This is a genomic window from Streptomyces vilmorinianum (assembly GCF_005517195.1).
Classification (GTDB): domain Bacteria; phylum Actinomycetota; class Actinomycetes; order Streptomycetales; family Streptomycetaceae; genus Streptomyces; species Streptomyces vilmorinianum.
On record NZ_CP040244.1, the window covers coordinates 3605685 to 3630706 of the forward strand.

Genomic DNA, 25022 nt, shown 5'->3' on the forward strand with positions numbered 1-25022 from the left:
GTGAGCCGTGGAGCGCACCGAGCTCGAGTGGCTGAAGCACCTGATCCAGTGCCACGACCGGGAGAAGCCGGCCCTGGCGCTGTTGGACTCGTACTACGAGGGTGAGCAGCCGCTGTCGTACCTGGCGCCCGAGCTCCAGGCCGAGATGGACGAGCGGATCCGCCAGGTCGTCGTGAACTGGCCCCAGCTCGTCGTCGATTCGATCGAGGAGCGCCTGGACGTCGAAGGCTTCCGGTTCCCGGAGGAGGCAGAGTCTGACGGCGAGCTGTGGCGGATCTGGCAGGCGAACCGCCTGGACGCGCAGTCGCACCAGGGCCACCTGGACGCCTTCATCGTCCGCCGCTCGTACGTCATCGTCGGATCCCGCGAGGACGACCCCGCAACGCCGCTCATCACCGTGGAGTCGGCGATGGACATGTACGCGGAGCACGACCCGCGCACGGGTGCGCTCGTGGCCGCAGTGAAGCGTTGGTGCGAGGAGCCCGAAGGCCAGACGCCGATCGACTACGCCACCCTGTACCTGCCGAACTCCACCTCCTGGTGGAAGAAGGAGCCCGCCACCGGCGCCTGGGCCGAGGACCCGGACCACGAGCGCGACGACCATGAGCTCGGCGAACTGCCCGTCGTACTCCTCGCGAACAGGGCCCGGCTGAAGAAGCAGGGCGGTGTCTCGGAGCTGAAGTCCGTCATCCCGCTGTCGGATGCGGCCTGCAAGATCGCCACGGACATGATGGTGTCCGCCGAGTACCACGCCACCCCGCGCCGGGTGGCGTTCGGGTTCGGCGAGGAAGACTTCCAGGACCAGAACGGTCGTCCGGTGTCCGCGTTCTCCCGGATCATTGGCCGCGTCTGGGCCACTGAACGGCGCCGAGGATCTGGCGAGGACGGCGGCGCGGACGTCATCCAGTTCCCCGAGGCGCAGCTCAAGAACTTCCACGACACCATCAATCAGCTTGCCCGCCTGGTCGCGTCTCTGGCTGGCCTCCCGCCGCATTTCCTCGGCTACTCCACAGAGAACCCGGCGTCCGCCGATGCCATCCGCTCGAGCGAATCGCGGCTCGTGAAGCGCGCGGAGCGCCGCCAGCGCGAGTGGGGCGAGGCGTGGGAGCAGGTGATGCGCCTTGCGCTGCGCATCCGCGACGGTGTGTGGGACCCCCGTGCCATGTCGCTGGAGACGATCTGGCGAGACGCGTCCACGCCGACGATCGCGCAGAAGGCTGACGCGGCGGTGAAGCTGCACGTGGCGAAGATTGTGCCGCTCCGGCAGACCCGTGAGGACATGGGCTATACCCAGGCGCAGATCAAGCGCATGGAGGAGCAGGACGAGGCCGCGGCCACCAGCGCCATGGAACGGATCCTCGCCGGGGACCTGGCCGCGCTCGAGGCCGGGCCGAAGCCGGCACCTGACGACGAGCCTGACGACGCCCCGGCGCCTGCGAGCGCTGCGTGACCACGCGGGCGCCGGAGCGGCTGTCCGCCGCTCAGGTCGCGGAGAGCTACTACGTGGCACTGTCGGGGCTGTCACGCCGCTCGGCGGACCGCGTCCAGGTCCTGTGGAAGGAGTTGGACCGGAGGGACCTGACTGCCTCGTGGGAGTCGCTCGTCGGCCCCCGGATCATCGAGACGGTGACGGCCGGGCAGGCGGCGGCCGCGGCTCTAGCCGACCCGTACCTGTCCTCCGTCGTCGCGGCAGAAGGCGCCGATCCGGCGGTCGGCAGCCGCGTCCGCCCGAGCGCCTTCGCCGGATACGCGGCAGACGGCCGAGCCCTCGACACCCTGATGTACCTGCCGGTCATCACCACGAAGCAGTCCATCGCCGCAGGGCTGGACGAGACCGAGGCCATGATGCGCGGCCTGAACCAGCTGCTGCGCATGGCCGCCTCCGAGGTCACCAGCGCCGGACGCACGGCCGCTGGCGCGGGCATCGCCGCACGCCCGACCATCCAGGGCTACATCCGTATCGCCGCCGCGCCCTGCTGCGCCCGCTGCGCGATCCTCGCCGGCGTGGAGTACGGCTGGAACGCCGGCTTCCAGCGGCACCCCCGGTGCGACTGCTATCACATGCCCGCCGTCCTCGTGGCACGCGGCCGAGGCCGCCACGGAGCACACGGACTGCCCAGCAACGCCGTGACCGACGCGCGGACGTACTTCAACGGGCTGTCCCGGCGCGAGCAGGACCGGATCTTCACCGTCGACGGGGCGCGCGCCATCCGTGACGGTGCGAGCATCACCTCCGTCGTCAACGCCCGCCGCGGCATGTACACCGCGACGGCCTACCGGCAGCAGCTGCGCGCCACCCGCGAAGGCACCACCCGCCGAGGCGCCTTCTACCGCTCCGAGCGGGCCCGGGCCATCGCCCGCGGCCAAGTCCCGGCATCCGGCCGGGGTTTCCAGCTGCGCAGCCCCCGTCTCCTTCCCGAGGAGATCTACAAGCTCGCCGCGGATCGCGATCAAGCGATCGCGATGCTGCGGCGCTTCGGCTACATCGACTGACCGGTGTAGCCCGCCCATCCCGCCGTGCGCGACGCACGGCCTCTTCATCCCGCGACGGGAGACGCACCACATGATTCTGCGTAACCGCTGGCTGCCCGCTGCCCGGAGCACGGACTGGTTCAGCATCACCCGACACGACGACCCCGACCCGGCCGACCCGGAACCGAAGGACCCCAACCCGGCGGACCCGGACCCTGCCGACCCCGACCCGGCCGATCCGGAGAGCCAGCTCGGCGACGCCGGCAAGAAGGCGCTTCAGAAGGAGCGTGCCGACAAGGCCGCTGCGAAGAAGGAAGCCGCGGCGGAGAAGAAGCGCGCCGACGAACTGGCCCGGAAGGTGCAGGAGTTCGAGGACCGGGACAAGACCGACCTCGACAAGGCGACGAATCGCGCTGAGGCGGCCACGAAGCGGGCCGAGGCCGCGACCGCACGCGCCGTACGTGCCGAGGTGAAGGCCGCGGCCTCAGAGTTCGCTGACCCGGAGGACGCAGCTGCGTTCCTCGACCTCAAGTCGTACTCGAACGACGATGGCGAGGTCGACACCGACCAGATCGCGGCCGACCTCGAGGACCTGCTCCAGCGGAAGCCCCACCTGCGTCGCCACGCCCCGGCACCGGACCCGAAGAAGGGCCCGAAGCCCGACCCCAGCCAGGGTCCGCGCAAGGACCCGCCGCCCGCCGACTTCCGCACGGCATCCCGCGCCGACTACGAGGCCGCCCTGGCCAAGTACGGCGTGACCCCCCGCCGTTGATCCGCATCCACGCACGCCTCGCCGCCGGCCTGACCCGGCTCGAGGTGGAGGGCCACGAGGGACACCTCGAGGACGGGCGGGTCTGCGCTGCGGTCAGCGCAATCACACAAACCGCACTGCTCGGGCTCCAGGCCGTCGCCGAGCAGCACCCGGACCTCGTGTCCATCGACATCACTGAGGAGTAACCATGTCTCTCACGACTCTCCGTCGGGGCCGGGCCTGGTCCTTCGACCTGGCCCGTCACGACATCCGCTCGCAGCTCCCGGCAGCAATCCGGGAGATCATGCAGAACGGCCTGCTGCACCGCACCTTCGAAGAGGCGCTCATCCCCGAGTTCCTCTTCCCGATGATCGCCAGCCCGCGACCGTGGTCGCAGAACATCGGCGACACCGGCACATTCACCCGCTCCGGCCTGCTCACGCCGACCACCACGCCGCTCTCGGGCTCGGACCCGTCGCCGCAGACGTACAGCATCGAGCAGTACTCGGTCACGATGGACCAGTACGGCATCACCCTCGACACCAACATGCTCCAGTCGCGGATGACGCTCGCATCGAAGTACCTGGAGGACGTTCAGAAGCTCGCGATCTCGGCCGGCCAGTCCCTCAACCGGATCGCCCGCGACAAGATGTACGCCGCCTACGCGGGCGGCCGCACCTGGGCCACCACGGCGGGCGCCTCAGACACGAGCATCATCGTCCAGTCCGTGAAGGGCTTCGAGTACGTCCTCGTCAACGGGAAGCCCACCCCCGTGTCGGGCGCCAACCCGCTCCCCATCAAGATCGAAGGCGTGGCCAACACGGTCACGGGCGTCAACGCCGGCACCAGCACCCTCACGCTGGGCACCGCCCGCGCCGACGTCGTCGGAGACGCGGTCGTCGCGGACAACGCGCCCGTGTCGATCCGCCCGTCGGGCACCCTCGACTCCGCCTTCGACCTGGGCACCTCGAACGTCGTGACGTTCAAGATGTTCCGGGCCGCGGTCGCGCGCCTGCGGAAGATGAACGTACCGACCTTCGGCGGCTACTACACCGCCCACATCGACCCGGACACTGAGACGCAGCTCTTCGACGACGCCGACTTCAAGCAGGCCCTCCAGGGGCGCGTCGACTCGCCGATCTACCGCGACCTGTCCATCGGCCGGTTCGGCGGCATCGACTGGGTCCGCGACAACGAGACCCCGACCGTTGCCGGCGGCACAGGCGGAGCCGTCACGGTGCACCGGCCGATCGTGTTCGGTGCCGAGTCGCTCCTGTCGGCGCCCTTCGAGGGCATGGGTGACCTCCTGCGGGAGACGGACGTGTCCGACGTGCCGTCGATCCAGATGGTCGGCCCGGCGAACGGCGTCCAGGTCGCCATGATCACGCGGCCGCCGATGGACCGACTCCAGCAGATCCTGTCGTCCACCTGGTCGTGGGTTGGCGACTTCGGTGTCCCGTCTGACTCGACCACCGGCGACGCGTCCCTGTTCAAGCGTGCCGTGGTCCTCGAGCACGCGTGACCACGCGAGAGGGCGGCCGCTGCGGCCGCCCTCTTCCGCACCTGAAAGGGGATGACCCATGCGTGTCGTTGTGACGGAGGCGTTCCGCGCCTACCTGAACCTCCAGCCCGAGGACTTCGCCGAGGGCCAGGAGGTGAAGGGCTCTGCCGCCCGCTACCTCCTCGAGGCCGGCGCGGCCGTCGAACCTGCCGACGATGAGGCCCGAGAGATCGCCGGGGCGCCCGTCAGTGTGCCTGAGCCGTCCCACCGGGAGCCGTGCGTCGATGGCAGCGTCTGCGGCGGCGGGCAGTGCCCGCCCGAGCAGGAGCCCGACGGCGGCAGTCCGGAGCCGTCCGGTGAGCTCGACATCGAGAGCTCGGTCGCCAAGATCCTCCAGTGGGTGGGGGAGGACCTGGACCGCGCCGACAAGGCACTGGCCGCCGAGCAAGCGAAGGACAAGCCGCGCTCCACGCTCGTGAAGCAGCTCGAGGCACTCCTCGAATCATCGGCGAACTGATCCAACCCACTTCAACCCAAGCGTGGTGAGAGGAGGCCCCCGTGCGCGTCGTTGCCAACGAGAAGATCAAGTTCTTCGCCGAGCACGTGGCAATCCGGCTCGATGCCGGACAGGAAGCGTTCGGGGAGGCGGCCGCTCTGCTGCTGGAACGAGTCCCGGGCAAGGTGACGCGCCTCGACGACGAACCGGACACGCCGCCGGACAGGCGGGAAGCGACGGACAAGCCGGCCGCCAAGCGCGCCAGGAGGGGCTGAGTTCGACATGGCCCTCCCCCCGCTGGCGACGGTCGCCGAGCTCGAGGCCGCGATGCAGCGAGAGCCGGGCTCACTGAGCGTGTCATCGGCCGAGCTCGCCCTCCGCCGCGCCTCCGCCCGGGTGCGGAACTACACCAGGCAGGCCATCACGTTCGTCGCCAACGACACGGTGGACCTTGCCGGCGGCGACCGCGTACTCGTCCTGCCGCAGCGCCCGCTCGTCGTCGACGCCTCCCACCCCCTCACAGTCGTCGAACTGGGGGACTTCGCCGGCATCGACGAGCTCGCCGTGGAAGGTCGGGACTTCACCCGGCTCGGGAACGAGCTCACCCGCGGCTACCCGTACTACGCGCCCACCCGCCTCATGGGCTGGCCCTGGCCGCAGCGCGGAGTCTGGGCACCCCGCGTCCGCGTCACCTACAGCCACGGCGAGGCGGAAACGCCGGACGACGTTCTCGACATCGTCCTCGACCTTGCGTCGCTGAACATGACCAACCCCGGCAACCTTCGGTCGGTCGCGATCGACGACTACTCCCGTACGTTCGCGTCGGAGACGATCGGCAACGCCCGGCTCACCGCCGCGCACAAGGCCGACCTGCGCTCGTACCGGCGCCCGGCTCTGTCGGTCACGCCGCGATGAGCGACCTAGAGGCAGCCCTCGAAGCCGGTCGAGCCGAGTCCGAGGGCCTGATGCGCTCGACGATCCGGCTCTACCGGCCGGGGGCAGACATCTTCGACCGGGAGACTGGACTGACAGTGCCCGGGCCGCCGACCGTCGTCTTCTACGACGGGAAGGCGCGGGTGAAGCCTGCGCAGCTCGCTGATAGCGAGGTCCAGGCCAGCGAGCAGCAGGTCACGCTGCGGCAGTACCGCGTCTCGATCCCCTTCTCGACGCCGCTCCCCGCATCGGGCGAGCGGCCCAGGCCCGGCGACATCGTCGACGTCACCGACTCGCCAGACCCCCGGATCGCCGCCGGGCTGCGCCTGTGGGTCAAGGGCGTGGAGTACGGCGACACCGCCACCGCATGGCGGCTCATCACAGAGGACCGTTCATGAGCGACTTCAACGCCGACACCCGCCAGCTCGACGCCCTGGCGGCAGTCTTCAGAGTCAACGCCGTCCGGGCGCAGCTCCAGGCGCGCGCGGTCGTCGAGCGTGGCGCGCTGAACATCAAGAACGGCTGGCGGGCCAACGCCACGGCCAGCTCCGGCCGTCACGCCCGGCTGTACCCGAGCACCATCAGCTACGACATGAAGCCGCACCCCACCGGCGCCTCGGCCGAGATCGGCCCGGACAAGACCCGGCCGCAGGGTGCGCTCGGCAACCTGCTGGAGTTCGGCTCGGTGAAGAACCCGCCACACAACGACGGTGGGCGGGCACTCGCCGCCGAGCAGGCCGCGTTCATGCTCCACGTGGCCGCGATCGGTGCGCAGATGGGCCGAGGGTGAGCGCCCCCGGCGTGCTGGTCCACCGGGACGCGGTGGTGGAGGCACTAGAGGCGGTGCACCTGGCCGTTGGGAAGGGCATCGCCCCGGACCCCGTGCCCGACTCCGCGATGTACGCGGTGGTCTACATGTCGCCCGGGCGCTCCGTGCCGGAGTCGCTCGCCGACCGGCGAACCGACTTCGACGGCCTCTTCCAGGTGACCGCGGTCGGCCCGACCGAGGAGCAGTGCCTGTGGGTCGCCGACAAGGTCCGCACCGCTCTCCACGCCGGAGTGCAGGTAGCCGGGCGGGCCGCGTGGAGGCCCGAGGAACTCGGCGGCCCGCCCCTCATCCGCGACGACGACGTCACGCCACCGCTGTGGTTCGTCCCCATCCAGTTCATGATCCGCTCGACCTCGTAGGAGGCTCCTGGTGGCCACTCTCACCGTTCAGTCGATCCCCGCAGGCGGCCTGAGTCCCGTCTACAGTGCCGCGGCCGGCGGCGGCGACAAGCTCAAGCCCGGCAGGACAACGTTCCTGCACGTCGTCAACGGCGGTGGCGCCCCGGTGACGGTGACGATCGCGACGCCGGGTTTCGTGTCCGGGCTCGCGATCGCCGACCGGGCGGTCACCGTCGCCGCCTCGGACGACCAGATGATCCCGGTTCCGGCGGACCTGTACGGCAACGCGGCCGACTCGGGTCTCGCCTCCGTCTCCTACTCGGCGGTCACCAGCGTGACCGTCGCCGCCCTCCGGATCTGACCAACCCCGCACTCCCTGCTCGCCCCCGCCTGACGGCCGGGGCTTTTTTCATGCCCCGAAGGAGGCACAGCCGTGTCTGATGTGATCAACGACGGCAAGACCCGGGTTGCCTGGGTGACGTCCATCGCCAACATCTCCAGCCCCGCAGTGGCCGAGCTGGAAGCAGGAATCGACCTGACGGAGCGGATCACGCCCGACGGGCTGAACATCCCGGCCGAGACCGCCGACGTCGACAACTCCAGCCTCGCGTCGACGTTCACCACCAACCGGGCCGGAAGGCGCTCGTTCTCCCCGGAGCTGACCCTCAAGCGGGGCGACACCCCCACGGACGACCTGCCCTGGTCGACGCTCGTCTACCAGGCTCTCGGCTACCTCGTGGTGCGCCGCGTACTGCCCTACACCACCGCATGGGCCGCCGGCCAGGAGGTCGAGGTCTACCCGGTGGAGTGCGGCGAGAGGAACACGGTCCCGCCGGCACCGAACGAGGTCGGCAAGTTCATGTCGCCGATGAAGCTGCGCGCGGAGCCGGAGACTTCGGCCGTGGTGGCTGCCTGATGCCTGACATCAAGGACGTGCTGAAGCGAGCGAAGCCCAAGGAGCATACGATCCGGCTCTGCCTGGCGGGCGATGTGGCGGCCGAGGTCGACCGCCTGGAGGCGGAACTCGCCGGGCTGTCGAACTGGCAGCCGCAGAGCATGGCGGACCAGAACCCCGGCGTCGCCGTGGCCGAGAGGATCGCCGCCGCGCGCGAGCGGATGCGCGAGGCAGAGGTCGAGTTCACGTTCCGGGCGCTCGGCGCGAAGCGGTGGTCCGACCTCGTCGCCCAGCATCCGGGCAAGACGCCCGAGGAGGCGTGGGACGCGGACACGCTCGCGCCCGCCCTCGTCGCCGCCAGCGCGGTCGACCCCGCCATGACCGCCGAGGATGTCGAGGCCCTGTTCGAGTCCCTGAACGTCGGGCAGAGGCAGCAGCTCATCGAGGCCGCCTGGCAGGTCAACGGGGAGGCGACGAGCATCCCTTTCTCGTTGTACGCCTCCGCGATCCTCGCCTCCCGCACCGACGGGAAGTAGAGACCGCGCGGGCCTGGGGCGTGCCCCGCTCGATCTTCCTCGGTCGGCCGTGGCCGCAACCGGGAGAACCCCTGTGGCTCGAGGACGACCGCGCATGGGCCTACGCCCTCAGCGTCGTGGAGGCCGACCGGTGCCCCGACTGCCGCCAGCCGTGGGACGAGGCCACGGACCCGGAGAACGAGTTCAAGTGGCGCGGCGAACTGGCCAAGTGCCATGCCTGCGCTGCGGCTGCGCGCGCCATCGCCCAGCACGAGAAGGCCGGCGGGGACACCCGAGGCCTCCACGTCCATGTGACCAGGGGGTGAGCCGTGGCAATCCGCACCGTCTCCGTGCTGCTTACCGCCGACATCGCCGCCTTCCGGGCCCGGATGGGGGAGGCATCTCGGACCACCAGGCTTACAGCAGCAAGCATCCGGGCCTCCATGAGGGACGCCGGCCGGACGATGACCCGCATCGGTGAGAACCAGCGCCGAACCCTTCAGGCTGTTCAGGGCGGCAGCCTCGCCCTGGTCGCTGCATTCGGGTTCGCTGTCGCGGCGGCGGCCAAGTTCGAGAAGGCCATGTCGAACGTCGAGGCCGTCACGCAGGCGTCGGCCGGAGAGATGACAACCCTGCGGGCCGCGGCCCTGGAAGCGGGCCGCACCACAGCCTTCAGCGCCGTTCAGGCGGCCGACGCGATGCACGAGCTCGCCAAGGCCGGTGTCAGCACCGCCGACATCGCGGGAGGCGCCCTGAAGGGCGCCCTGAACCTCGCCGCAGCAGCCGAGGTCGACGTCGCAGAGGGTGCCGAGATCGCCGCGAACGCGATGACCGTTTTCGGACTGAAGGGCAAGGACGTCACCCATATCGCTGACCTGCTCGCTGCCTCGGCGAACAAGTCGACGACGGACGTACACGCCATGGGCCTGTCTCTGCGCATGGCTGGTCAGGTCGCTTCACAGACCGGCCTGTCCATCGAGGACACCGTCGGGGCGCTCACCCTGTTCGCGGCAGAGGGTCTGAAGGGTTCCGACGCCGGCACCAGCTTCAAAGTCATGTTGCAAAGGTTGACGCCCAACAGCAAAGAAGCCCAGGCCACCTTGGACCAGCTAGGCCTGTCCGCCTACGACGCCCAGGGAAACTTCGTCGGCCTCCAAGAGTTCGCCGGCCGAATGAAGGACGCGTTCTCGCGCCTCACGCCGGAGGCTCGGAACGCCGCGATGGGCGTGATCTTCGGCAGCGATGCCGTGCGCGCGGCGAACATCCTGTACAAGCACGGCACGGAAGGCCTCAAGACCTACACCGACGCTGTCAACGACTCCGGCTACGCGGCCGCGGTTGCACAGACCCGCATGGACAACCTCATCGGTGACCTCAGGTTGCTTCGCAGTGCCCTCGAGACTGCGCTGATCCAGACGGGTACCGCCGCCAACGCCGCGCTCCGCGACATGGTCCAGTGGGTCACCCGGCTCGTGAACGTCTACAACGAGCTGCCCCCTGGCCTCCAGGAGGCGGCGGGGCTGCTGACGGGCCTGGTCGGAGTCATCGGTCTCGTTGGCGCGTCGATGCTTCTCTTCCTGCCCCGGGTCATGACGGTCCGGCGTGAACTGATCGCGCTGGGTATCACGGCTCAGACCGTGCGCGCCCAGCTCCTCACCCTCGGGAAGCTGGGCCTCACCCTCGGCGTGCTCGTCGCACTCGGCTGGGGCATCAACAGGGTGTCCCGGCAGTTCCGTGAAGCCCCGCCGAACGTCACCAAGATGACGAACGCCCTCGTCGACTTCGCCCAGAGGGGCAAGGTCGCCGGCGAACTCACCCGCAACTTCGGCCAGGACCTCGACGGCTTCGGCGAGGCAGTGGCCCGCATCGCCCATCCCGGACTGCTGGACCGGATCGAGGACTTCTTCGGAACGTTCGACCCCGGCACGGAGCACGGCGGGCCCGGCCTCGACAAGGCGGTTGAGAAGCTCAAGGCCGTCGATGAGGCCCTCGCATCCCTCGTGCAATCAGGCAATCCGAAGCTGGCCAGCGAGAACTTCAAGGCACTGGCCGCCGAAGCCGAGAAGAGCGGCACATCGACGGAAAAGCTCCGCACCCTGCTGCCCCAGTACGCCGAAGCTCTGACAACGGCCGACACGCAGACCAAGCTCGCGGCCAACTCGCAAGGCGCTCTCGGCGACCAGGCGGCGATCACGGCCGACGAGATGGCCGACCAGCGCAGCGAGGCCGAGAAGCTGTCGGACGCCCTCAAGGCGCTGAACGGGGTCGCGATCTCGGCGGCCGAGAACGAGATCGCGTTTCGCGACTCGCTCGCCCAACTCTCGGCAGCCGTCAAGGAGAACGGTCACTCTCTCGATGTCACATCGGAGAAGGGCCGTGCGGTGAAGGGCGCCTTCCTCGACGCCGCCAAGGCCGCCATGACGCACGCCGAGGCGGTCGCAGAGCAGCAGGGCTCCGTCGAGGCGGGCAACGCGGTCCTGGGCGCGAACATCAGCGCTCTGCGGAAGACGATGGACCAGGCTGGGTTCACCGAGAAGCAGATCGACGAGCTGACCGCGGCCTACACACAGCTGCCCATGTCGGCATCGACGACGGTGACGGCTCCGGGTGCGGTGAAGGCGGCGAGGGAAGTCGACAACCTCTACATGGAGGTCGCCGGTCTTCAGCCGGGTAAGACGATCGTCATCAAGGCCCCGACAGGCGAGGCAATCAAGGCACTTCAGGCCGCCGGGTACAACGTCAAGCAGATCCCCAACAGCAAGAACGTAAAGGTCACCGCCCCGACCGCTTCGGCCGTCGCGAACGCCCAGGCGCTGAAACGGGAGCTCGACGCGCTGAAGAGCAAGACCATCAAGGTCCAGACCGTGTTCATCACGAAGTACGGCACCGTCGGGACACCCAAGGGCAGCGGCGGCCGCGAGAACGCCGCAGGCGGCCTGATCCATCGCTACGCGGGCGGCGGCCCCGTCCAGGGCTTTCCCTACGGGGGGCCGGTGTTCGGCCCTGGTAGCTCGACGAGCGACAGCATCCCTTCGTGGCTGTCGAACAACGAGTACGTCATCAGGGCGGCGGCGGTCCGGCACTGGGGCGTAGGCCTATTCGACAGCCTGAATGCGATGAGGATGCCTGCCGGCGCCCTACTGTCCGGCCGCTTGTTCCCTGCCCCGCAGCACGGGCAGACGCCGGGGGGCTCGTCGGGGCAGAGCGTCACCTACAACGTCTACCCGCGCAAGTCGGTCATCGACGCCGCGGATCTCCGGCTCATGCAGAGGCAGGAAGAGGCCCGGTCACGGGTGGGGAGGCCGCGGTAGATGCCCATCATCACCCGGGTGGCGCCCCCTGCGCCGCCGCCCGTTAACGTGCCGGAGACCGGATTCATCTCGGTCACCTACTACGACCCCACCGGGGCCGAGTGGCCCCTGACGGACCCGTCGCAGGGCTGGCATACCCTCGCCGACGGCGTCTCCGGACTCGGCGCGGCGCTCGTGGAGCTCACAACCGACCCCCACCCGCGCGGCGGGTCCAGGCTCCGGCACGTGCAACCGCTCGCCCGGTCGATCGTGTGGCCCCTTCACGTCTCTGGCTCGACCCATGCGGAGTTCATCTCTCGCTGGCGGGCGCTGGCCCGGGCGTTCACGCGCACACTCCGCGACGGCCCGGGCGTACTGGAAGTGGCCCGGCCTGACGGGAGCCGCCGTCATATCCAGGTGCACTACCAGGACGGCTTCGACGGACAGGGCAGCCGGAACGCGTCCAGCAACCTGTACGACAGCGCGATCCTCACCCTGTACTGCGAAGACCCGTACTGGGTGGACCCCGTCGCCCAGACCGTGCACCGCGAGTACGGCACGCCGGCAGCATTCCTCACTCCGTTCCCCACGGTCTCGTCCGGCCAGCTCCTGGGCTCCACCACGGTGAAGAACCCGGGCGATGTCGTGGTGTGGCCGACGTGGACCATCACCGGCCCCGCCAGCCTGGTCACCTTCACCCGGACCGACACCGGGGAGCAGTTCGTGGTCAACCCGACAGCGGTAGGCCACGGGAACCTCCTGGCCGGGGAACAGGTCACGGTCCGCACAGACCCGCCGCAGGTGCGCTTCCAGGACGGCTCGAACTGGACCGGGGCCCTGAACTGGCCCGCTGCCGTGCTGTGGTCACTGCCGCCCGGGACCACTCCCGTCACGTTCCAGCTCGACGGTTCCGGCCCCGGGTCGGCCGTGGACATGACCTTCAACCCCCGATTCGAGACGGCCTGAGGGGGGCGGAGTGTCAATCCAACTCCTGGTCACCGATGGAGCCCTCGCCGTGCAGGGTGACCCGCTCGCCGACTGGACGAACCTGGACGCCACGGTGCGGTTCAACGAGCCCGGCTCCGGCACGGTCACCCTGCCCGCCCACCCGACCACCATGGCCCAGCTCCAACCCGGCAACCGACTCATGGTCATCCGCGACGGCGAGATCTGGATGACCGGCCCCATGGAGATTCCCCAGGACTTCTCGTGGAGCATCGGCGGGGACGGCGAGGCGCCGCCGGGCCGGGTGACCGTCTCCTTCTCCGACGATCTAGCTCGTCCGGCCGGATACCTGACATGGCCCGCCCCGGCCTCCTCCTGGTCGGCGCAGCCGAACACCGCGAGGCAAATCACCGGCACCAACGCCGAGACGATCATCCGGACGCTCGTGAACGAAAACTGCGGGCCGTCCGCTCTGACCGCGAGGCGGATCCCGGGGTTCGCTCTCGCCCCAGCGGCTGGAGTAGGCACCACGACATCGGTGAACACCCGGTTCGAAGGGCTGCTGGCGGCGTGCCGCCGGGTCGCGATCGCCGGAGGCGGGCTGGGCTTCCGCACCCGCCAGATGAGCAGCCAGGTCGAATTCGAGGTGTACGCGCCGGTCGATCGCACGCTCACCGCGCGGTTCTCTCCCGGCCTGGGGAACCTGCGATCCGTGCAGTACAAGCAGTCAGCTCCGACCGTCACGCACGCTCTGGTCACCGGCTCCGACCAAGCCACACCGCGCGCCTACGTCGAAGTCGCCGACACAGCGGCGGCGTCCGCCTGGTGGCGCGTTGAGCAGCTGGTGGCGGGCACCGCCGACAACAACACGAACGGCGAGCTGACCCAGGACGGGACCGAGGCTCTCGCCTCAGGCGCCGCTCCGGTGGAGCTGGCCACCGTCACCGTCGACACCGACGACCTCAAAGCGGGCCGGGACTTCGGGCTCGGCGACCGCGTCACCGTCGCCCTGCCGACCGGCGTCGAAGTCGTTGACCTGGTGCGCTCCATCCACCTCCAGGCCACCCCGGCCAGCGGCGAGTACGTCACCTCGCTCGTCGGCTCCCCAGAGGCCACGTCCGATCCCGCGATGGTGCGGCTGGTACGCGAGCTGAGCCGCAGGCTCGGCCGAATCGAAGCGAGGTAGAACGTCATGGCCCAGGACTCCTGGCCGTCACCGAACCACAGCGCGGGCTCGGTCACCCAGGCCGAATACGAGCGCATCGCCCAGCGGTTCTCCGACGACGGCGTGGACGGCTCACCGGCCGACACCGCGGTCGTGGCAGCAGGCACCGGATTGCAGGTCACAGTCCGCTCGGGTATCTACGCCTCGGTGCGCGGATTCGCCTGGTCGTCGGGAACGGTCGACACGACCCTGACCATCGCCGGCAACACGTCCGGCTCTACCCGGCTGGACCGGGTAGTGCTGCGACTCGACCGCTCGACCTGGGACGTGCGCGCTGCGATCGTTGCAGGCACTCCCGGCGCCGGCGCACCGGCCCTGACACAGAACACCGGCTCGACCGGGCTCTATGAGATCCCGCTCGCGCAGGTCACCGTGATCAACTCAGCCACATCAGTGACGGTGGCTCGCGAGGAGCAGTACATCGGCAGCCGGATCCGGCCGTGCACCTCGACCACCCGACCCCTCGCCCCGCGGCGCGGAGAGCAGATCTTCGAGACCGACACCTTCACGTGGCACGGCTGGAACGGCAACGGCTGGAAGCTGCACCACCAGGACAGCGGCGAGCTGACTCTCGGCGCGGGGTACATCGAATGGGCCCCCTTCGGCGACTCCGTCGGCCGCCGGATCGGAAACGTCGTGTCGCTGCGGCTCGGCAGGTCGCGAACACACTCGACTCTCCTCCGAAGCAACCTGGAGGGATCCAAGCTCGCCACGATTCCCACTGCACTGCGCCCAGACCGCGATCAGTACTACACCGGTCAGTTCTCCAATGGGGTGAACGGCCGCGTCGAGGTCCGTGCCAGCGGCGAGATCTGGATTCGGAATCTGTCGGCCGACGTCCCCTCCGGCCAGATCATCTTGATCACCACGACCTACCTGAAGAACTGACAGAAGGAGGCGCTGTGGCTCGCCACAAGTTCGGCGGCATCGCCGACTACGTGATCTCAGTGGGCACCGCCAACGCGGCCACGCTCCAGCCCGGTGCGACGATCACGTGCTGGAACCAGCCTGCCGGAGGCGCCCAGTACACCGACCTGATGGCGACCGACCTGGTCACCCCAATCACGGGCGGCGAACTTACCGCCGACAGCGGCGGATCAGTGCCCGAGTTCTACGGCCCCGACGGGGTACGCAGCCTCTACCTGGACGCCAACGGCGGGGGCGGCCCGCGGCGATCCACAGCCGCTCTCGACATGGGCGCCGACCTCGCCACCGTAGAATCCGGCCTCGACACGCTGGAATCCACGACGCTGAACAAGGTCGTGTTCACGACCCCGGGCGACCTCCTCGCAGGCACCGGAGTAGGGGCTGTCACCCGGGTCGGCGTCGCCAGCAACGGCATGACACTCGTCGCCGACTCGCTCCTGACGGGCGGGATGCGGTGGGGCGCTCACTGGCGGCGCCGTGATCTCCCCGACCAGCTGCTGGCGGACTCCGTGTCCTCCGAGGTGCCGACGATCACTCTGACCGGGCCGCAGGCGACGTCAAGCATCCCCTCCGCGCAGCCCCTGCTCGCACCGAACACGGGGCCCTTCCTGTACCAGGGCGCGGGCTCGTTCCAGTTCGGTGCGACGTTCCCGGACACCAGCCTGTACCTGCCGACGTCCCGCTACCCCAACACGTACGCCAGCGGACAGTCCAACTGGGCCGTGGAGTTCGCGACCGACGCCGCCCAGTTCGAGGTGATGTTCAAGTACATCAGCTCCTCGACGAGGTACCGGCTCACCGTGAACGGCCGCAAGGTGACGGACCTGGCGCAGGCCACGGGCGCTTCCTCGGCCGGTTCCCGCTACGTGTTGAAGTTCGACTTCGGCAGCTCGACCCCGCGCAGGATCCGGTTCGACTTCACCACCATGCCCTTCGGCGGCATCTTCCTGCCCCCTGGCGCCACCGCCTGGAAACCCGCCTCCCAGGGCGGACGCCTCGGCATCCTCGGCGACAGCATCAGCGACGGATCCTCACAGAACACCGGCGCTGGCATTGGGACCTGGACCTACAAGGCCGCCCGCCTGCTCGGCTGCACCGACGTGTGGGACCAGAGCCGCGGCGGCACCGGTTACATCACCCCCGGCTCCTACACGACATTCGGCGGCCGCGTCGCCGGAGACATCACCCCTTACAACGTCGACCGATTGATCGTCTGGGGCGGCTACAACGACAACGCCGGCTCCCAGACCTCGATCCAGACGGCGGCGGAAACGCTGTACGCGACCCTGAAGGACGAGGTCATACCGGGCGGCGAGGTGTACGTGATCGGCTGCTGGTCGCCCTCCGGCACTCCGGCCGCATCCATCACCAACACCGACAACACCCTCAAGGCGGCCGCCGCCAACTCCGGTCTGCCGTTCATCTCGCCGATCACCGGATCCGTCTACAACGCGGCCGGCACCCTGCTGGACACCCAGGGCCCCTGGATCACCGCGCAGGTCGAGAGCGCCTACATCGGCGCCGACAACGTCCACCCCACCGACGCCGGCCATACCTACCTGGCGCGCCGGATCGTCGAGGCGCTCCGCGCCCTCATGCCCGCCTGACCCCCAACGTCCCCGCGGCCCCGCCTCCTGATGGTCGGGCCTTCGCCATGTCTGGAGACCACCATGCAGCCCGACGACATCGCCCACCGGTTCGCGCTCCACCCCGCAGCCACCCCGGAGAAGCGCGACGAGCACACCAGCGTGCGGCAGGCCTGCCGACGCCTCGCCGACGAACTGAACGAGCGCCTCCCCGAGGGCCGGGAGAAGGCCATCGCCCGAGCCGGAGCGGAGGACCGCTGATGTCCACCCCGCTCACCCCCGACCGGCTGCTCGCCGCCCTGCGAGCCGAAGGACTGAACGTCGTTGAGGTCGGCGACTGGCGTACCCACAACCGCAACCACAAGGGCCCTTGGGGCCCGGTCCATGGCGTGATGATCCACCACACGGTCACCCGGGGCACCGCCACCACGGTCCGCATCTGCCACGACGGCTACACCGGCCTACCGGGCCCGCTCTGCCACGGCGTCATCGCCAAGGACGGCACCGTGCACCTGCTCTCCGCCGGGCGCGCCAACCACGCCGGATCCGGCGACGGCGACGTCCTCCAGGCCGTCATCGCCGAGCAGCCCGTGCCGCGCGACGACGAGACCGGCACCGACGGCAACCGGTACTTCTACGGCTTCGAGTGCGAGAACCTCGGCGACGGCAAGGACCCCTGGCCCGCCGTCCAACTCGAGGCGATTGAGAAGGCCGCGGCCGCGCTCTGCCGCGCGCACGCATGGGGCGCCCACTCCGTGATCGGACACCTCGAGTGGCAGCCGGGCAAGACCGACCCGCGCGGCTTCGCGATGGACGACATGCGCGACCGGATCGGCGACCGCCTCGGCACGCCGGCCGAGCCTCCGAAGAAGCCCACTACGCCGGCGCCCAAGCCCGCAGCCCGCCCGCCGTTCCCCGGGCGCGGCGCGTTCCGCCCGGGCCAGTCCAACGCCGCGATCGAGCAGCTCGGCCGACAGCTCGTGAAGCGCGGGTTCGGCAAGCACTACCGCGTCGGACCTTCACGCCGCTGGGGTGAGGCCGACCGCCTCAACGTCCAGGCATTCCAGCGCTCCCACCCTCAACTCCGCGGCGACGCCGACGGCTACCCCGGCCCCCTCACCTGGCACATTTTGTTCTCCTGAAAGGCCACCCTCATGACCGACGCCACGAAGCGCACCGCACGCACTGTCCTCCAGACCGCTCTCGGCATCGCGCTCGTGCTCCCCGCGATCGTCGACGCGTCCGGCATCCCGGCGACGCTGCCGTGGGTCGCCGGGGGGCTCGCCCTGGCCGGCGGTTTCGCCCGCGTCATGGCCGTGCCCGGAGTCCAGCGACTCCTGCCCGGCTGGCTCCGTACCGACGAGCCTGATGCCCACTCGTGACGCCTCCCGAGGCCGGATCCGTCGCCGTCGAACTGGAGCGTATGCGCGGGACATTCGAGACCGGACTGACGAAACTCCACGGGAAGCTGGACGTGCTCGTGGAACGCTCCGACCACACCGACCGCCGCCTGGTCGCAGCCGAAGCCGAGGCGGCCAAACTCGCCACCCGCGTCAGCGCGCTTGAGCGACGCGTCTGGACGGCATCAGGCGTCGCAGCTGCGCTCGGAGCCGGCGGGGGAGTCCTCGCAGCTCTCTTAGGCGGATAGACGACGCGTTCGACCCGCCCCCTCTGCCAGGCGGAGGGGGCGGCTTCGTCGTGTCGGCGCTTCGTCAGTATGATCCGGCTCTCATCAACTGTGTGGGGGACCGTGGAAAACGAAACGCCTGAAACTGAACATGCCAGACAGGCGGGCCAGGCACCCGACAAGCGCGTCACTCGGAGCTGGCGCCCAGCGGGTATTGGCCTCTTCGTTATCGCCGCGCTCGTGGGCAGTTTCATCCTCGGTCGGGCAACCGCGCCCGGTATTGCATCACGAGCCGAGAGCGCGGCTTGCGATGACGCTCAGGCTGTACTGCAAGAGCAGCTCTCCATCGCCGACGAGAATCAGAGCGTCGTCGAGGCGCGTCAGGGCAACAGCCCGGAGGAAGAGGGAAAGGCTGAGCAGGCGCTGCGGACGGGTGCGATTGCCGTCACGCAGAACCCTGACTGCTTCAGCGCCAGCGAACGGGCCACTGCTCAGACGTACCTCGACAACTGGGACAAGAACGCTGCCGACGCCGCCGCCAAGTGCGCCAGCGCCCAGACGTCCCTCGACCGGTCCGTCTATTGCGGCTAGGCCGATCGTAGCTCGCCCGTCCGGCCGAGCAGGCCCAGGCAGACACGGGAGCCGCGGGCGCTCCGAATGCGCTGCCGTCGATTCCGGGGCATGCCCCCGTGAGCACGCCCCTCGTGTCCGTGTCCTCACGACCGTCCGCGGGTTGTACGGGCGTGGACACTGCCGCGCCGCTCGTCGGCGACTACCCGGACCCGACCCGCCTGCCACTCGTCACTCTCGATGAGGCGCGGAAGGTGGTCGAGCTGCTGATGCACTTCGAGGACGACACCGTGGAGGGGCGCGCCGCCTTCCAGCTCGCTGGCGACATCGCTCTCCGACTACCCGCGGAGTAGCCGTCCCGGATGCGTCTGGACGGGTCCGGATGGACGCTGGGTGTATGCGCGAAGAACCGCCTGTGGTTGTTCACCCTCTGCTGCCGGACGGTGGCAGGCCGGTGACGGTCCGTGGTGAGCGCGTCGGCGTGGCATTCCACCTGCTCGACGTGCTGGAGTTCCTGCGCAGCGCGGCGCTGCCGGAGGCGGACACGGTGATCGATGATCCGGAGCTGATCGAGTGGCGTGGCGGCGGCCCTGAGGTGTGGTCCGAGCCCGCCGAGTAGTCCACACGGCTGGAACTGAGTTCGGGCGAGGGGGCGGCTTCGTCGCGTCCGGCCGATCGTTTCTCCGGTGAACCTGTTCACCCCCTTGGCTGACCAACGGGCCCGTATCCGCGCTTTGTAGACCCAGGACCGCTATTCCTGCGGTCGTGATCAAGAACCTGATGCGCGTCGCAATCGCTACCGCGCTCGTACTGCTGCCCCTGACCACAACGGCACCCGCGCACGCTGCGCCCCAGACCGTGCCGCTCGCCGATGCCGTTGCATCGCTTCCACTCGCTGCCGAATCCCGCGACGGCTACGTGCGCACCAGCTTCAAGCACTGGAACTCTGGCGCGAACCCGACCGACGGCTGTAACACCCGAGCCGAGGTCCTCATTTCCGAGGCCGTCGAGGCGCCGCGCATCCTGCCCGGGTGCAAGCTGGAGGGCGGGAAGTGGTGGTCCTATTACGACGCGAAGTTCGTGACCCCAGCGTCCGCCCTGGATGTTGATCATCTTGTCCCCCTCGCCGAGGCGTGGGACAGCGGAGCCTCGCAGTGGACGGCCGCGCGTCGCGAGGCGTACGCGAACGACCAGGATGCCTGGTACGGGCTGGTCGCCGTGACGGCCGCCTCGAACCGGTCGAAGGCGGACAAGGATCCGGCCGAGTGGCTCCCGCCATCGGCTGAGGTGCTGTGCCGGTACGGGACCGAGTGGGTGCAGGTCAAGACGCGATGGGGCCTCACCGTCGACCTTGCCGAGCAGGAAGCTCTGGCCCAGATCGCTGACGCGTGCCCGCGTGCCACGGTCACTTACGAATCCGGCAAGTAGAACATCCCTGGCGGGCGTGGCGCCCCCTTCCGCCTTCGGGCGGGAGGGGGCGCTTCGTCGCGTCCGGGGCCAGTCGGCGTTCGGTGGCTCCGGGTGCAGGACACGCATACTTAGTGCGCCGTGATCGCCGCCCTGCACCACGATCACGGTCGCCGCCTGGGGCCTCGCGCCTCTGTCCGCGACTTTCGTGGATGGGGTAGGCCGCCCGGGCGGTCGAACGGGAGTCCCGTTTGAGTGGTCGCAGGGGGCGGCGCATATGAGCATGACCTCCTGAACCGTTCGTGGGCGGGGTTCCCGGACTGCCTGCTGCGCACCTGGTAAGCAAGCAACAATGCCGCTGTCAGTGCAAGGAGCAGGTGCCCCTAGGAGCAGTAGTGGCAAGAGACCGCAGCGGCCGGAAGATCAAAATCGCGCATAACCAGCAGGTGGCCGTCGCGGACACCAGCCAGATCGTTGGCGCATCCGTGTTCTTCGGGCTCGTCGCATGGGGCCTGGCTGACCTGACACACAACTACTCGTGGGTGGCGCTGGCCGTGCTGCTCACGGCTGAATTGGTACAGGAGGCCAGCACACGCAACCGTGTAACGGCAGCGTGGAACCGCCGGGTAGCGGCTGACGACGCGATCGGCATGATCGGCGCTGCGACCCCCGCCTACAGCACGGAGGACAAGTTCGGTGACGGGACACCTGTCGCCGGCCTGGCGGTACCCATACACACGGGCGGCTTCCACTTCTTCGCGGAGAACGGCGCCTCCCATCAGTTCCCGCCAGTGGAGATCGTAGAGATCGACCGGAGCTTGCCGTACAACCGAATCCAGATCACCACGACCAGCGCCGTACGGCCGACGATCCTGATTCACCCGCAGAGCTGGAACATCGAGGCGTGGGAGCATCTCAAGGATCAGGAAACCTACCTGGCAGACCAGTAGGACCCACCACAAGAAGCCAGGCCCCTCGTGGACTGGCTTCACCGAGACAGGACACTCCCGGGGGGAAAGGCCGGTGCGCGACGCTTGGAGCGGTCATGCCTCCACCGTGTGCCGGGTCACTCCAGGACGCCGAGATCGGAGTCGGGCCGGCAGATCTCGCACGCCCGGATCCCGCCCGATGTGATCGCCTGGAGGGCCTGCTCGCGGGTGAGGGGCTTGGCGTGGTGGCTGGCCATACGGCAGTCGCCGAGATGGACGGAGTCCTCGACGGGCTGCCCACGCTGGCGCAGGTAGGACAGGACCCATGTCGGGCCGGTCGGCAGCTGCCGGACCGGCCGCATGGCCGCCTCGCGCCGCTCGACCTCTGCGATCCGGGCGCGGACGCGATCAAGGGACACGGCGAGCCACGTCTCCAGAGTGCGGAGGCGAGGTAGATCAGGCGGCAGATCGGTCACATGTTCGATTCTAGTGTCGTGGTCTGGCCGTGGCGTGCAGCAGCCATGACCAGCCCTTACGGCCCGCCGGGCCAGTCCGTAGGATCCCGAGCATGATTCGCGCAGTGGTATTCGATGTCGGTGAGTGTCTGGTAGACGAGACCCGTGAGTACGGCACGTGGGCCGACTGGCTGGGGGTGCCCCGCCACACCTTCGCCGCCATGTTCGGCGCCGTGATCGCGCAGGGCCGCGACTACCGGGAGACGTTCCAGGAATTCCAGCCCGGGTTCGACCTGTACGCGCAGCGCGAGGCCCGCGCCGCTGCGGGGCAACCCGAGCACTTCGGCGAGGAAGACCTCTACGACGACGTCCGCCCGGCACTCGCCCAGCTGCGCGCCGACGGCCTGTGGCTCGGCATCGCCGGGAACCAGACCGTCCGCGCCGGGGGGATCCTGCGAGAGCTGTTCACCGACGACGTCGACCTGATCGGCACCTCTGACGACTGGGGAGCGTCGAAGCCCGACCCGGCCTTCTTCCATCGCGTCGCTGAGGTCGTCCCGTTCGAGAACGACGAGATCCTCTACGTCGGCGACCGAGTTGACAACGACCTGCGCCCGGCTGTCGCTGCCGGAATGGAAACGGCCCTCGTCCACCGCGGCCCGTGGGGCACGATCCAGTGGAACACCGAGGAAGCCGAGAAGCTCCCGACCTTCCGTGTCGAGAGCCTCCTGGAGCTGTCCGGAAACATCAGCAACTTCAACGCGCGAGGGCGCTGACCGTCGTCCCCCACCCGTAGAGCTGGTCATCGAGGTCGCGGACACAGCGCTCGTGCTGCCACGGCGCGAGCGCTCGCCGCACCTCGCGGACCCGTTCCATGCCGGTCGCGTACCACGTCGTGCCGAGCTGCTCGAGCGCACGGACCGCGTAGCCACAGGCCGCCTCCGGATTGCTGGCGGCCGCCTCCACGGCCGCCAGATCCCCGAGGATCACCGTGCGCTGCTTGTCGTCCGCCGGGGGCAGGTCCTCGAGGACCTGGAGGAGAGTCGTGCGGGCCTGTGGCAGATGGCCCGCCTTGAGCTGCGTATTGCCCTTGAAGGCGGCCAGTCGGACCGGGCTGAACCAGTCCATCCAGTCGGGCGACGGGTGCTCGCTGCCAGCCCCCAGCAGGTCTTCGCCGTGGCCGATCAGGTGCAGCGCGGTGCGGGTGTTGCCGGCGCGGGTCTCGCACTCTGCCTCCACGGCGTCCATCCACGCCAGCAGTTCCGCCGACGCGGCGCCGCGCCGGGCGTACGTGCGCGCGGCCACCATTCGCTCCACAGCCTCCTCGCGTCGCCCGTCCCACCCGGGGATGAAAGCGGTGTGGGCGAGGATCGCGGCGCCGAGGAGCGGATCGTTCGCCTCGCCGGCCGCCTGGAGGGCGCGCAGCCAGGTGTCCTTCGCGGCCTGTGGGCTCTGCACGTCGAAGAACTCGATGCGGCCGGCGAGGAGATACGTCTCGGCGAGTGCGACCGCGACGGCCTGACGCGTGGCACCGGCTGTCTGTTGGAGCAGGGCGCAGCCCAGCGTGGCGTGGGCGACGGCTGAGGGGTGCAGATCTGACGGTGCGACGGTCCAGTAGAGACGGCGATGTGCGCGCGTCACCGCTGCGAAGTCGACGGCAGCGGTGGCCGGTTGTAGCGCTGAGCTCTGTGAAGGGACGGCGGACAGGCCCACGGCCGCAGCGATGACGTGCGGGCGGTGTTCCTGTCGGCGCGTTCCGCCCGGAGGCGTGAACCCGAGCGATTCCATGTCTTGGCCGAGGGCCTGGGTGAGACGCTGCTGCACTTCGGTGCGCGGCCACGGCGGGTTGGGGGATTCCCAGCGCCGGACTTGGCGGATGCCGACCCCGATGGCGTCGGCGAGAGCCTGCTGAGACATGTATCCCGCCGCCACCCGGGCGGACTTCAGGCGGGTGTTGCCGTCGGGCTGTTCCACGGTTCACCTCCGGTGATGGCGTTTCAGCCAGTGTCACAGCAGGCCCTCTTGATTGCCAGCGTTCACCCCAACGGCCGCAGGAAAGTCCTCAATCGGGCGTCCAAAAGTCCTCTCTAAGTCCTCGTTTGGGCTTCCTTTGAGGGCCAGAGTGATGGGACCGGAATTCGATCCTGAGGGGGCAGCCGCATGACGGCGAGAGCAGCCAGTGTGCTCACCGCATCGGGTTGCGAGCTGCTGGAGGCCGGTGCCGCCTGGGACGCGGTCCGCGTACCGCGCGAACTGGGCCTCGTGGCACTGGAGATCCTCGGCAGCCGCAGTGGATCCGTCGTCGAAGACCCAGCGGAGGCAGCGCTCTACTGGTTTGTCCAGGCAGGCTCCACGGACGTCTGGGACATCGAGCACGCCCGCGTCCTGAGCGTCGGTCACACGGTTGCTGTGCCGCCCGCAAGGCGTACATCAGGGCCCGGCCCCCGATGGCTGGTCTGCCCCGGCGAGGAGTCCTTCCTGACAGATACGGGTGCTCTCCAGGCCGCCCTGGCGGACTCCCACCGACTCGCGGAGAACTTGCACGAGACCCCGGCGACCGCGGACACGGTCCCGGGGCATGGCCAACGCTGACAAGGAGCGTCGACATGAAGCAAAGTACCGCCCCACAGGGCACGTCCGCAGGCGAGGAAGACCCCAGACCCCTGGACGTCGCGATGATGCGAGACACGGCCCGCCGGGTTCTCGCCCTGGGAGAGGCCCCGCCTCTGCTGGAGGACCTGGACAAACTGACCAACAGCCTGCGCGGGCACATCTCGCTCTTGGTGCTCGAACTGCGGGGGCTCCTCGAAGGGTTCGCCGCTACCGACCCCGCCGCGTGTGTGGCGCGCGTCGGTGTGGAGGAGGCATGGCGGCGCCTCCACACCACACGGGGCTTCGGCCCGCAGGCCGTCCACCGGCACGCCGAACGCCTCGCCCGGTCGGTCAACTCCCTGTGCGACCACTACCAGAACTTGAACCCCGTCGTAGACCACCCCGCCGAGACCGACGGGGGAGCGAACTGCCGGTACTGTCCCCGGCCCTCCCCGGATGTGGTCATCGGCGTCCATGACGTGAGCTCCGGCCCCGGCATCCCGGTGACCGCGCACAGCACCTGCGCCGCGCTTCACCAGGACATCGTCCTGGGCAGGTACGACGCGGACGCATGGGCCAGGGCCTGGGCGAACGAGCCGCCCCCGAGCCCCTGAGCCTCCAACTACATCCATGGCGAACGCATTCGGGATAAGGGTCGCACCCATGAACGCTCGCCCCGGCTGGTGGTCCGGAAGCCCCGGCCGGGGCGAGCTCGCAAGCGGCCACGAACGTGGAGGCT

At 69.3% G+C, this 25022-nt stretch carries 34 protein-coding genes; 32 read left to right on the top strand and 2 right to left on the bottom strand.

Going from position 1 to position 25022, the window contains the following annotated elements:
* Positions 1 to 7: 7 nt before the first annotated feature.
* The 29 genes from FDM97_RS16995 to FDM97_RS17125 all read left to right on the top strand — a co-directional run bounded on the left by FDM97_RS16995 (position 8) and on the right by FDM97_RS17125 (position 21257).
* On the top strand, positions 8 to 1450 hold the full coding sequence (locus FDM97_RS16995; protein ID WP_137991256.1) for a phage portal protein: 1443 nt from the start codon (positions 8 to 10) through the stop codon (positions 1448 to 1450).
* A complete protein-coding gene (locus FDM97_RS17000; RefSeq protein WP_137991257.1) occupies positions 1447 to 2493 on the top strand; it encodes a hypothetical protein in 1047 nt (348 codons plus the stop codon). Before FDM97_RS16995 ends, FDM97_RS17000 begins: the two co-directional genes overlap by 4 nt.
* Before the next feature lie 70 nt (positions 2494 to 2563).
* On the top strand, positions 2564 to 3244 hold the full coding sequence (locus FDM97_RS17005) for a hypothetical protein (RefSeq protein WP_137991258.1): 681 nt from the start codon (positions 2564 to 2566) through the stop codon (positions 3242 to 3244).
* The gene (locus FDM97_RS17010) at positions 3241 to 3429 is read left to right on the top strand and encodes a ribosomal-processing cysteine protease Prp (protein ID WP_137991259.1); all 189 of its coding nucleotides are present in this window, start codon (positions 3241 to 3243) and stop codon (positions 3427 to 3429) included. The genes FDM97_RS17005 and FDM97_RS17010 overlap by 4 nt, the downstream gene beginning before the upstream one ends.
* A gap of 2 nt (positions 3430 to 3431) precedes the next feature.
* Positions 3432 to 4745, top strand: a complete 1314-nt coding sequence (locus FDM97_RS17015; RefSeq protein WP_137991260.1) for a P22 phage major capsid protein family protein — start codon at positions 3432 to 3434, stop codon at positions 4743 to 4745.
* A 58-nt stretch (positions 4746 to 4803) separates the two neighbouring features.
* Positions 4804 to 5241, top strand: coding sequence for a hypothetical protein (locus FDM97_RS17020; protein ID WP_137991261.1), 438 nt, complete (start codon positions 4804 to 4806; stop codon positions 5239 to 5241).
* A 41-nt stretch (positions 5242 to 5282) separates the two neighbouring features.
* A complete protein-coding gene (locus FDM97_RS17025) occupies positions 5283 to 5495 on the top strand; it encodes a hypothetical protein (protein ID WP_137991262.1) in 213 nt (70 codons plus the stop codon).
* A gap of 7 nt (positions 5496 to 5502) precedes the next feature.
* Entirely contained in the window at positions 5503 to 6135 is a 633-nt protein-coding gene (locus tag FDM97_RS17030) for a hypothetical protein (protein ID WP_137991263.1), read from the top strand.
* Positions 6132 to 6551, top strand: coding sequence for a DUF6093 family protein (locus FDM97_RS17035; protein WP_137991264.1), 420 nt, complete (start codon positions 6132 to 6134; stop codon positions 6549 to 6551). Before FDM97_RS17030 ends, FDM97_RS17035 begins: the two co-directional genes overlap by 4 nt.
* The gene (locus FDM97_RS17040; protein WP_137991265.1) at positions 6548 to 6943 is read left to right on the top strand and encodes a hypothetical protein; all 396 of its coding nucleotides are present in this window, start codon (positions 6548 to 6550) and stop codon (positions 6941 to 6943) included. The genes FDM97_RS17035 and FDM97_RS17040 overlap by 4 nt, the downstream gene beginning before the upstream one ends.
* Positions 6940 to 7341, top strand: a complete 402-nt coding sequence (locus FDM97_RS17045) for a hypothetical protein (protein WP_137991266.1) — start codon at positions 6940 to 6942, stop codon at positions 7339 to 7341. The genes FDM97_RS17040 and FDM97_RS17045 overlap by 4 nt, the downstream gene beginning before the upstream one ends.
* A gap of 10 nt (positions 7342 to 7351) precedes the next feature.
* The gene (locus FDM97_RS17050) at positions 7352 to 7681 is read left to right on the top strand and encodes a hypothetical protein (protein WP_254705625.1); all 330 of its coding nucleotides are present in this window, start codon (positions 7352 to 7354) and stop codon (positions 7679 to 7681) included.
* A 72-nt stretch (positions 7682 to 7753) separates the two neighbouring features.
* A complete protein-coding gene (locus FDM97_RS17055) occupies positions 7754 to 8236 on the top strand; it encodes a phage tail tube protein (RefSeq protein ID WP_137991268.1) in 483 nt (160 codons plus the stop codon).
* Positions 8236 to 8751, top strand: a complete 516-nt coding sequence (locus FDM97_RS17060) for a hypothetical protein (RefSeq protein WP_137991269.1) — start codon at positions 8236 to 8238, stop codon at positions 8749 to 8751. The genes FDM97_RS17055 and FDM97_RS17060 overlap by 1 nt, the downstream gene beginning before the upstream one ends.
* A 116-nt stretch (positions 8752 to 8867) precedes the next feature.
* On the top strand, positions 8868 to 9056 hold the full coding sequence (locus FDM97_RS17065; RefSeq protein ID WP_254705626.1) for a hypothetical protein: 189 nt from the start codon (positions 8868 to 8870) through the stop codon (positions 9054 to 9056).
* 3 nt (positions 9057 to 9059) lie between these two features.
* The gene (locus FDM97_RS17070) at positions 9060 to 12041 is read left to right on the top strand and encodes a phage tail tape measure protein (protein ID WP_137991271.1); all 2982 of its coding nucleotides are present in this window, start codon (positions 9060 to 9062) and stop codon (positions 12039 to 12041) included.
* Positions 12042 to 12986 carry a phage tail family protein gene (locus tag FDM97_RS17075; protein WP_137991272.1) on the top strand — a complete coding sequence of 315 codons (945 nt, stop codon included), beginning with the start codon at positions 12042 to 12044 and terminating at the stop codon, positions 12984 to 12986. It begins immediately after the preceding gene.
* A gap of 10 nt (positions 12987 to 12996) precedes the next feature.
* On the top strand, positions 12997 to 14151 hold the full coding sequence (locus FDM97_RS17080; RefSeq protein ID WP_137991273.1) for a siphovirus ReqiPepy6 Gp37-like family protein: 1155 nt from the start codon (positions 12997 to 12999) through the stop codon (positions 14149 to 14151).
* Positions 14152 to 14157: 6 nt separating this feature from the next.
* Positions 14158 to 15078, top strand: a complete 921-nt coding sequence (locus tag FDM97_RS35830; protein ID WP_175439144.1) for a hypothetical protein — start codon at positions 14158 to 14160, stop codon at positions 15076 to 15078.
* Positions 15079 to 15092: 14 nt separating this feature from the next.
* Positions 15093 to 16724: an SGNH/GDSL hydrolase family protein gene (locus FDM97_RS17085; protein WP_175439145.1), complete on the top strand. Its 1632-nt coding sequence runs from the start codon at positions 15093 to 15095 to the stop codon at positions 16722 to 16724.
* A 63-nt stretch (positions 16725 to 16787) separates the two neighbouring features.
* Positions 16788 to 16964 carry an Acb2/Tad1 domain-containing protein gene (locus FDM97_RS35835; RefSeq protein ID WP_175439146.1) on the top strand — a complete coding sequence of 59 codons (177 nt, stop codon included), beginning with the start codon at positions 16788 to 16790 and terminating at the stop codon, positions 16962 to 16964.
* On the top strand, positions 16964 to 17845 hold the full coding sequence (locus tag FDM97_RS17090; RefSeq protein ID WP_137991275.1) for a peptidoglycan-binding protein: 882 nt from the start codon (positions 16964 to 16966) through the stop codon (positions 17843 to 17845). Before FDM97_RS35835 ends, FDM97_RS17090 begins: the two co-directional genes overlap by 1 nt.
* 12 nt (positions 17846 to 17857) lie before the next feature.
* Positions 17858 to 18085, top strand: coding sequence for a hypothetical protein (locus tag FDM97_RS17095; RefSeq protein ID WP_137991276.1), 228 nt, complete (start codon positions 17858 to 17860; stop codon positions 18083 to 18085).
* The gene (locus tag FDM97_RS17100; protein ID WP_137991277.1) at positions 18082 to 18351 is read left to right on the top strand and encodes a hypothetical protein; all 270 of its coding nucleotides are present in this window, start codon (positions 18082 to 18084) and stop codon (positions 18349 to 18351) included. The genes FDM97_RS17095 and FDM97_RS17100 overlap by 4 nt, the downstream gene beginning before the upstream one ends.
* A 102-nt stretch (positions 18352 to 18453) precedes the next feature.
* Positions 18454 to 18921 (top strand): hypothetical protein, encoded by a 468-nt coding sequence (locus tag FDM97_RS17105; RefSeq protein ID WP_137991278.1) that lies wholly within the window; start codon positions 18454 to 18456, stop codon positions 18919 to 18921.
* A 152-nt stretch (positions 18922 to 19073) separates the two neighbouring features.
* A complete protein-coding gene (locus FDM97_RS17110; protein WP_137991279.1) occupies positions 19074 to 19253 on the top strand; it encodes a hypothetical protein in 180 nt (59 codons plus the stop codon).
* Between the two features lie 62 nt (positions 19254 to 19315).
* Positions 19316 to 19519 carry a hypothetical protein gene (locus tag FDM97_RS17115; protein WP_432816221.1) on the top strand — a complete coding sequence of 68 codons (204 nt, stop codon included), beginning with the start codon at positions 19316 to 19318 and terminating at the stop codon, positions 19517 to 19519.
* Between the two features lie 146 nt (positions 19520 to 19665).
* The gene (locus FDM97_RS17120; RefSeq protein WP_137991281.1) at positions 19666 to 20328 is read left to right on the top strand and encodes an HNH endonuclease family protein; all 663 of its coding nucleotides are present in this window, start codon (positions 19666 to 19668) and stop codon (positions 20326 to 20328) included.
* A gap of 374 nt (positions 20329 to 20702) precedes the next feature.
* Complete coding sequence (locus FDM97_RS17125) at positions 20703 to 21257, top strand: hypothetical protein (protein WP_137991282.1); 555 nt, start codon at positions 20703 to 20705, stop codon at positions 21255 to 21257.
* A 116-nt stretch (positions 21258 to 21373) separates the two neighbouring features.
* Here the strand turns inward: FDM97_RS17125 and FDM97_RS17130 are convergent, their stop codons facing one another.
* Positions 21374 to 21712, bottom strand: coding sequence for a DUF6233 domain-containing protein (locus FDM97_RS17130; protein ID WP_137991283.1), 339 nt, complete (start codon positions 21710 to 21712; stop codon positions 21374 to 21376).
* Positions 21713 to 21804: 92 nt separating this feature from the next.
* Between FDM97_RS17130 and FDM97_RS17135 the strand changes: the two genes are divergently transcribed.
* Complete coding sequence (locus FDM97_RS17135) at positions 21805 to 22467, top strand: HAD family hydrolase (protein ID WP_137991284.1); 663 nt, start codon at positions 21805 to 21807, stop codon at positions 22465 to 22467.
* On the opposite strand, the gene FDM97_RS17140 is transcribed toward FDM97_RS17135, so the two are convergent.
* Positions 22448 to 23665, bottom strand: coding sequence for a helix-turn-helix domain-containing protein (locus FDM97_RS17140; RefSeq protein WP_137991285.1), 1218 nt, complete (start codon positions 23663 to 23665; stop codon positions 22448 to 22450). The genes FDM97_RS17135 and FDM97_RS17140 overlap by 20 nt on opposite strands.
* 186 nt (positions 23666 to 23851) lie before the next feature.
* On the opposite strand from FDM97_RS17140, the gene FDM97_RS17145 reads away from it, so the two are divergent.
* Both FDM97_RS17145 and FDM97_RS17150 read left to right on the top strand, forming a co-directional pair.
* Entirely contained in the window at positions 23852 to 24283 is a 432-nt protein-coding gene (locus tag FDM97_RS17145; RefSeq protein ID WP_175439147.1) for a hypothetical protein, read from the top strand.
* A gap of 14 nt (positions 24284 to 24297) precedes the next feature.
* Entirely contained in the window at positions 24298 to 24897 is a 600-nt protein-coding gene (locus tag FDM97_RS17150; RefSeq protein ID WP_137991286.1) for a DUF6415 family natural product biosynthesis protein, read from the top strand.
* The last annotated feature ends 125 nt before the right edge of the window (positions 24898 to 25022 follow it).

Excerpts from the sequence above, each read along its gene's own strand:
- FDM97_RS17005 (WP_137991258.1), top strand. The coding sequence starts at position 2,564 with ATGATTCTGCGTAACCGCTGGCTGCCCGCTGCCCGGAGCACGGACTGG.
- FDM97_RS17015 (WP_137991260.1), top strand. The coding sequence starts at position 3,432 with ATGTCTCTCACGACTCTCCGTCGGGGCCGGGCCTGGTCCTTCGACCTG.
- FDM97_RS17020 (WP_137991261.1), top strand. The coding sequence starts at position 4,804 with ATGCGTGTCGTTGTGACGGAGGCGTTCCGCGCCTACCTGAACCTCCAG.
- FDM97_RS17030 (WP_137991263.1), top strand. The coding sequence starts at position 5,503 with ATGGCCCTCCCCCCGCTGGCGACGGTCGCCGAGCTCGAGGCCGCGATG.
- FDM97_RS17035 (WP_137991264.1), top strand. The coding sequence starts at position 6,132 with ATGAGCGACCTAGAGGCAGCCCTCGAAGCCGGTCGAGCCGAGTCCGAG.
- FDM97_RS17040 (WP_137991265.1), top strand. The coding sequence starts at position 6,548 with ATGAGCGACTTCAACGCCGACACCCGCCAGCTCGACGCCCTGGCGGCA.
- FDM97_RS17060 (WP_137991269.1), top strand. The coding sequence starts at position 8,236 with ATGCCTGACATCAAGGACGTGCTGAAGCGAGCGAAGCCCAAGGAGCAT.
- FDM97_RS17075 (WP_137991272.1), top strand. The coding sequence starts at position 12,042 with ATGCCCATCATCACCCGGGTGGCGCCCCCTGCGCCGCCGCCCGTTAAC.
- FDM97_RS35830 (WP_175439144.1), top strand. The coding sequence starts at position 14,158 with ATGGCCCAGGACTCCTGGCCGTCACCGAACCACAGCGCGGGCTCGGTC.
- FDM97_RS35835 (WP_175439146.1), top strand. The coding sequence starts at position 16,788 with ATGCAGCCCGACGACATCGCCCACCGGTTCGCGCTCCACCCCGCAGCC.
- FDM97_RS17090 (WP_137991275.1), top strand. The coding sequence starts at position 16,964 with ATGTCCACCCCGCTCACCCCCGACCGGCTGCTCGCCGCCCTGCGAGCC.
- FDM97_RS17095 (WP_137991276.1), top strand. The coding sequence starts at position 17,858 with ATGACCGACGCCACGAAGCGCACCGCACGCACTGTCCTCCAGACCGCT.
- FDM97_RS17135 (WP_137991284.1), top strand. The coding sequence starts at position 21,805 with ATGATTCGCGCAGTGGTATTCGATGTCGGTGAGTGTCTGGTAGACGAG.
- FDM97_RS17145 (WP_175439147.1), top strand. The coding sequence starts at position 23,852 with ATGACGGCGAGAGCAGCCAGTGTGCTCACCGCATCGGGTTGCGAGCTG.
- FDM97_RS17150 (WP_137991286.1), top strand. The coding sequence starts at position 24,298 with ATGAAGCAAAGTACCGCCCCACAGGGCACGTCCGCAGGCGAGGAAGAC.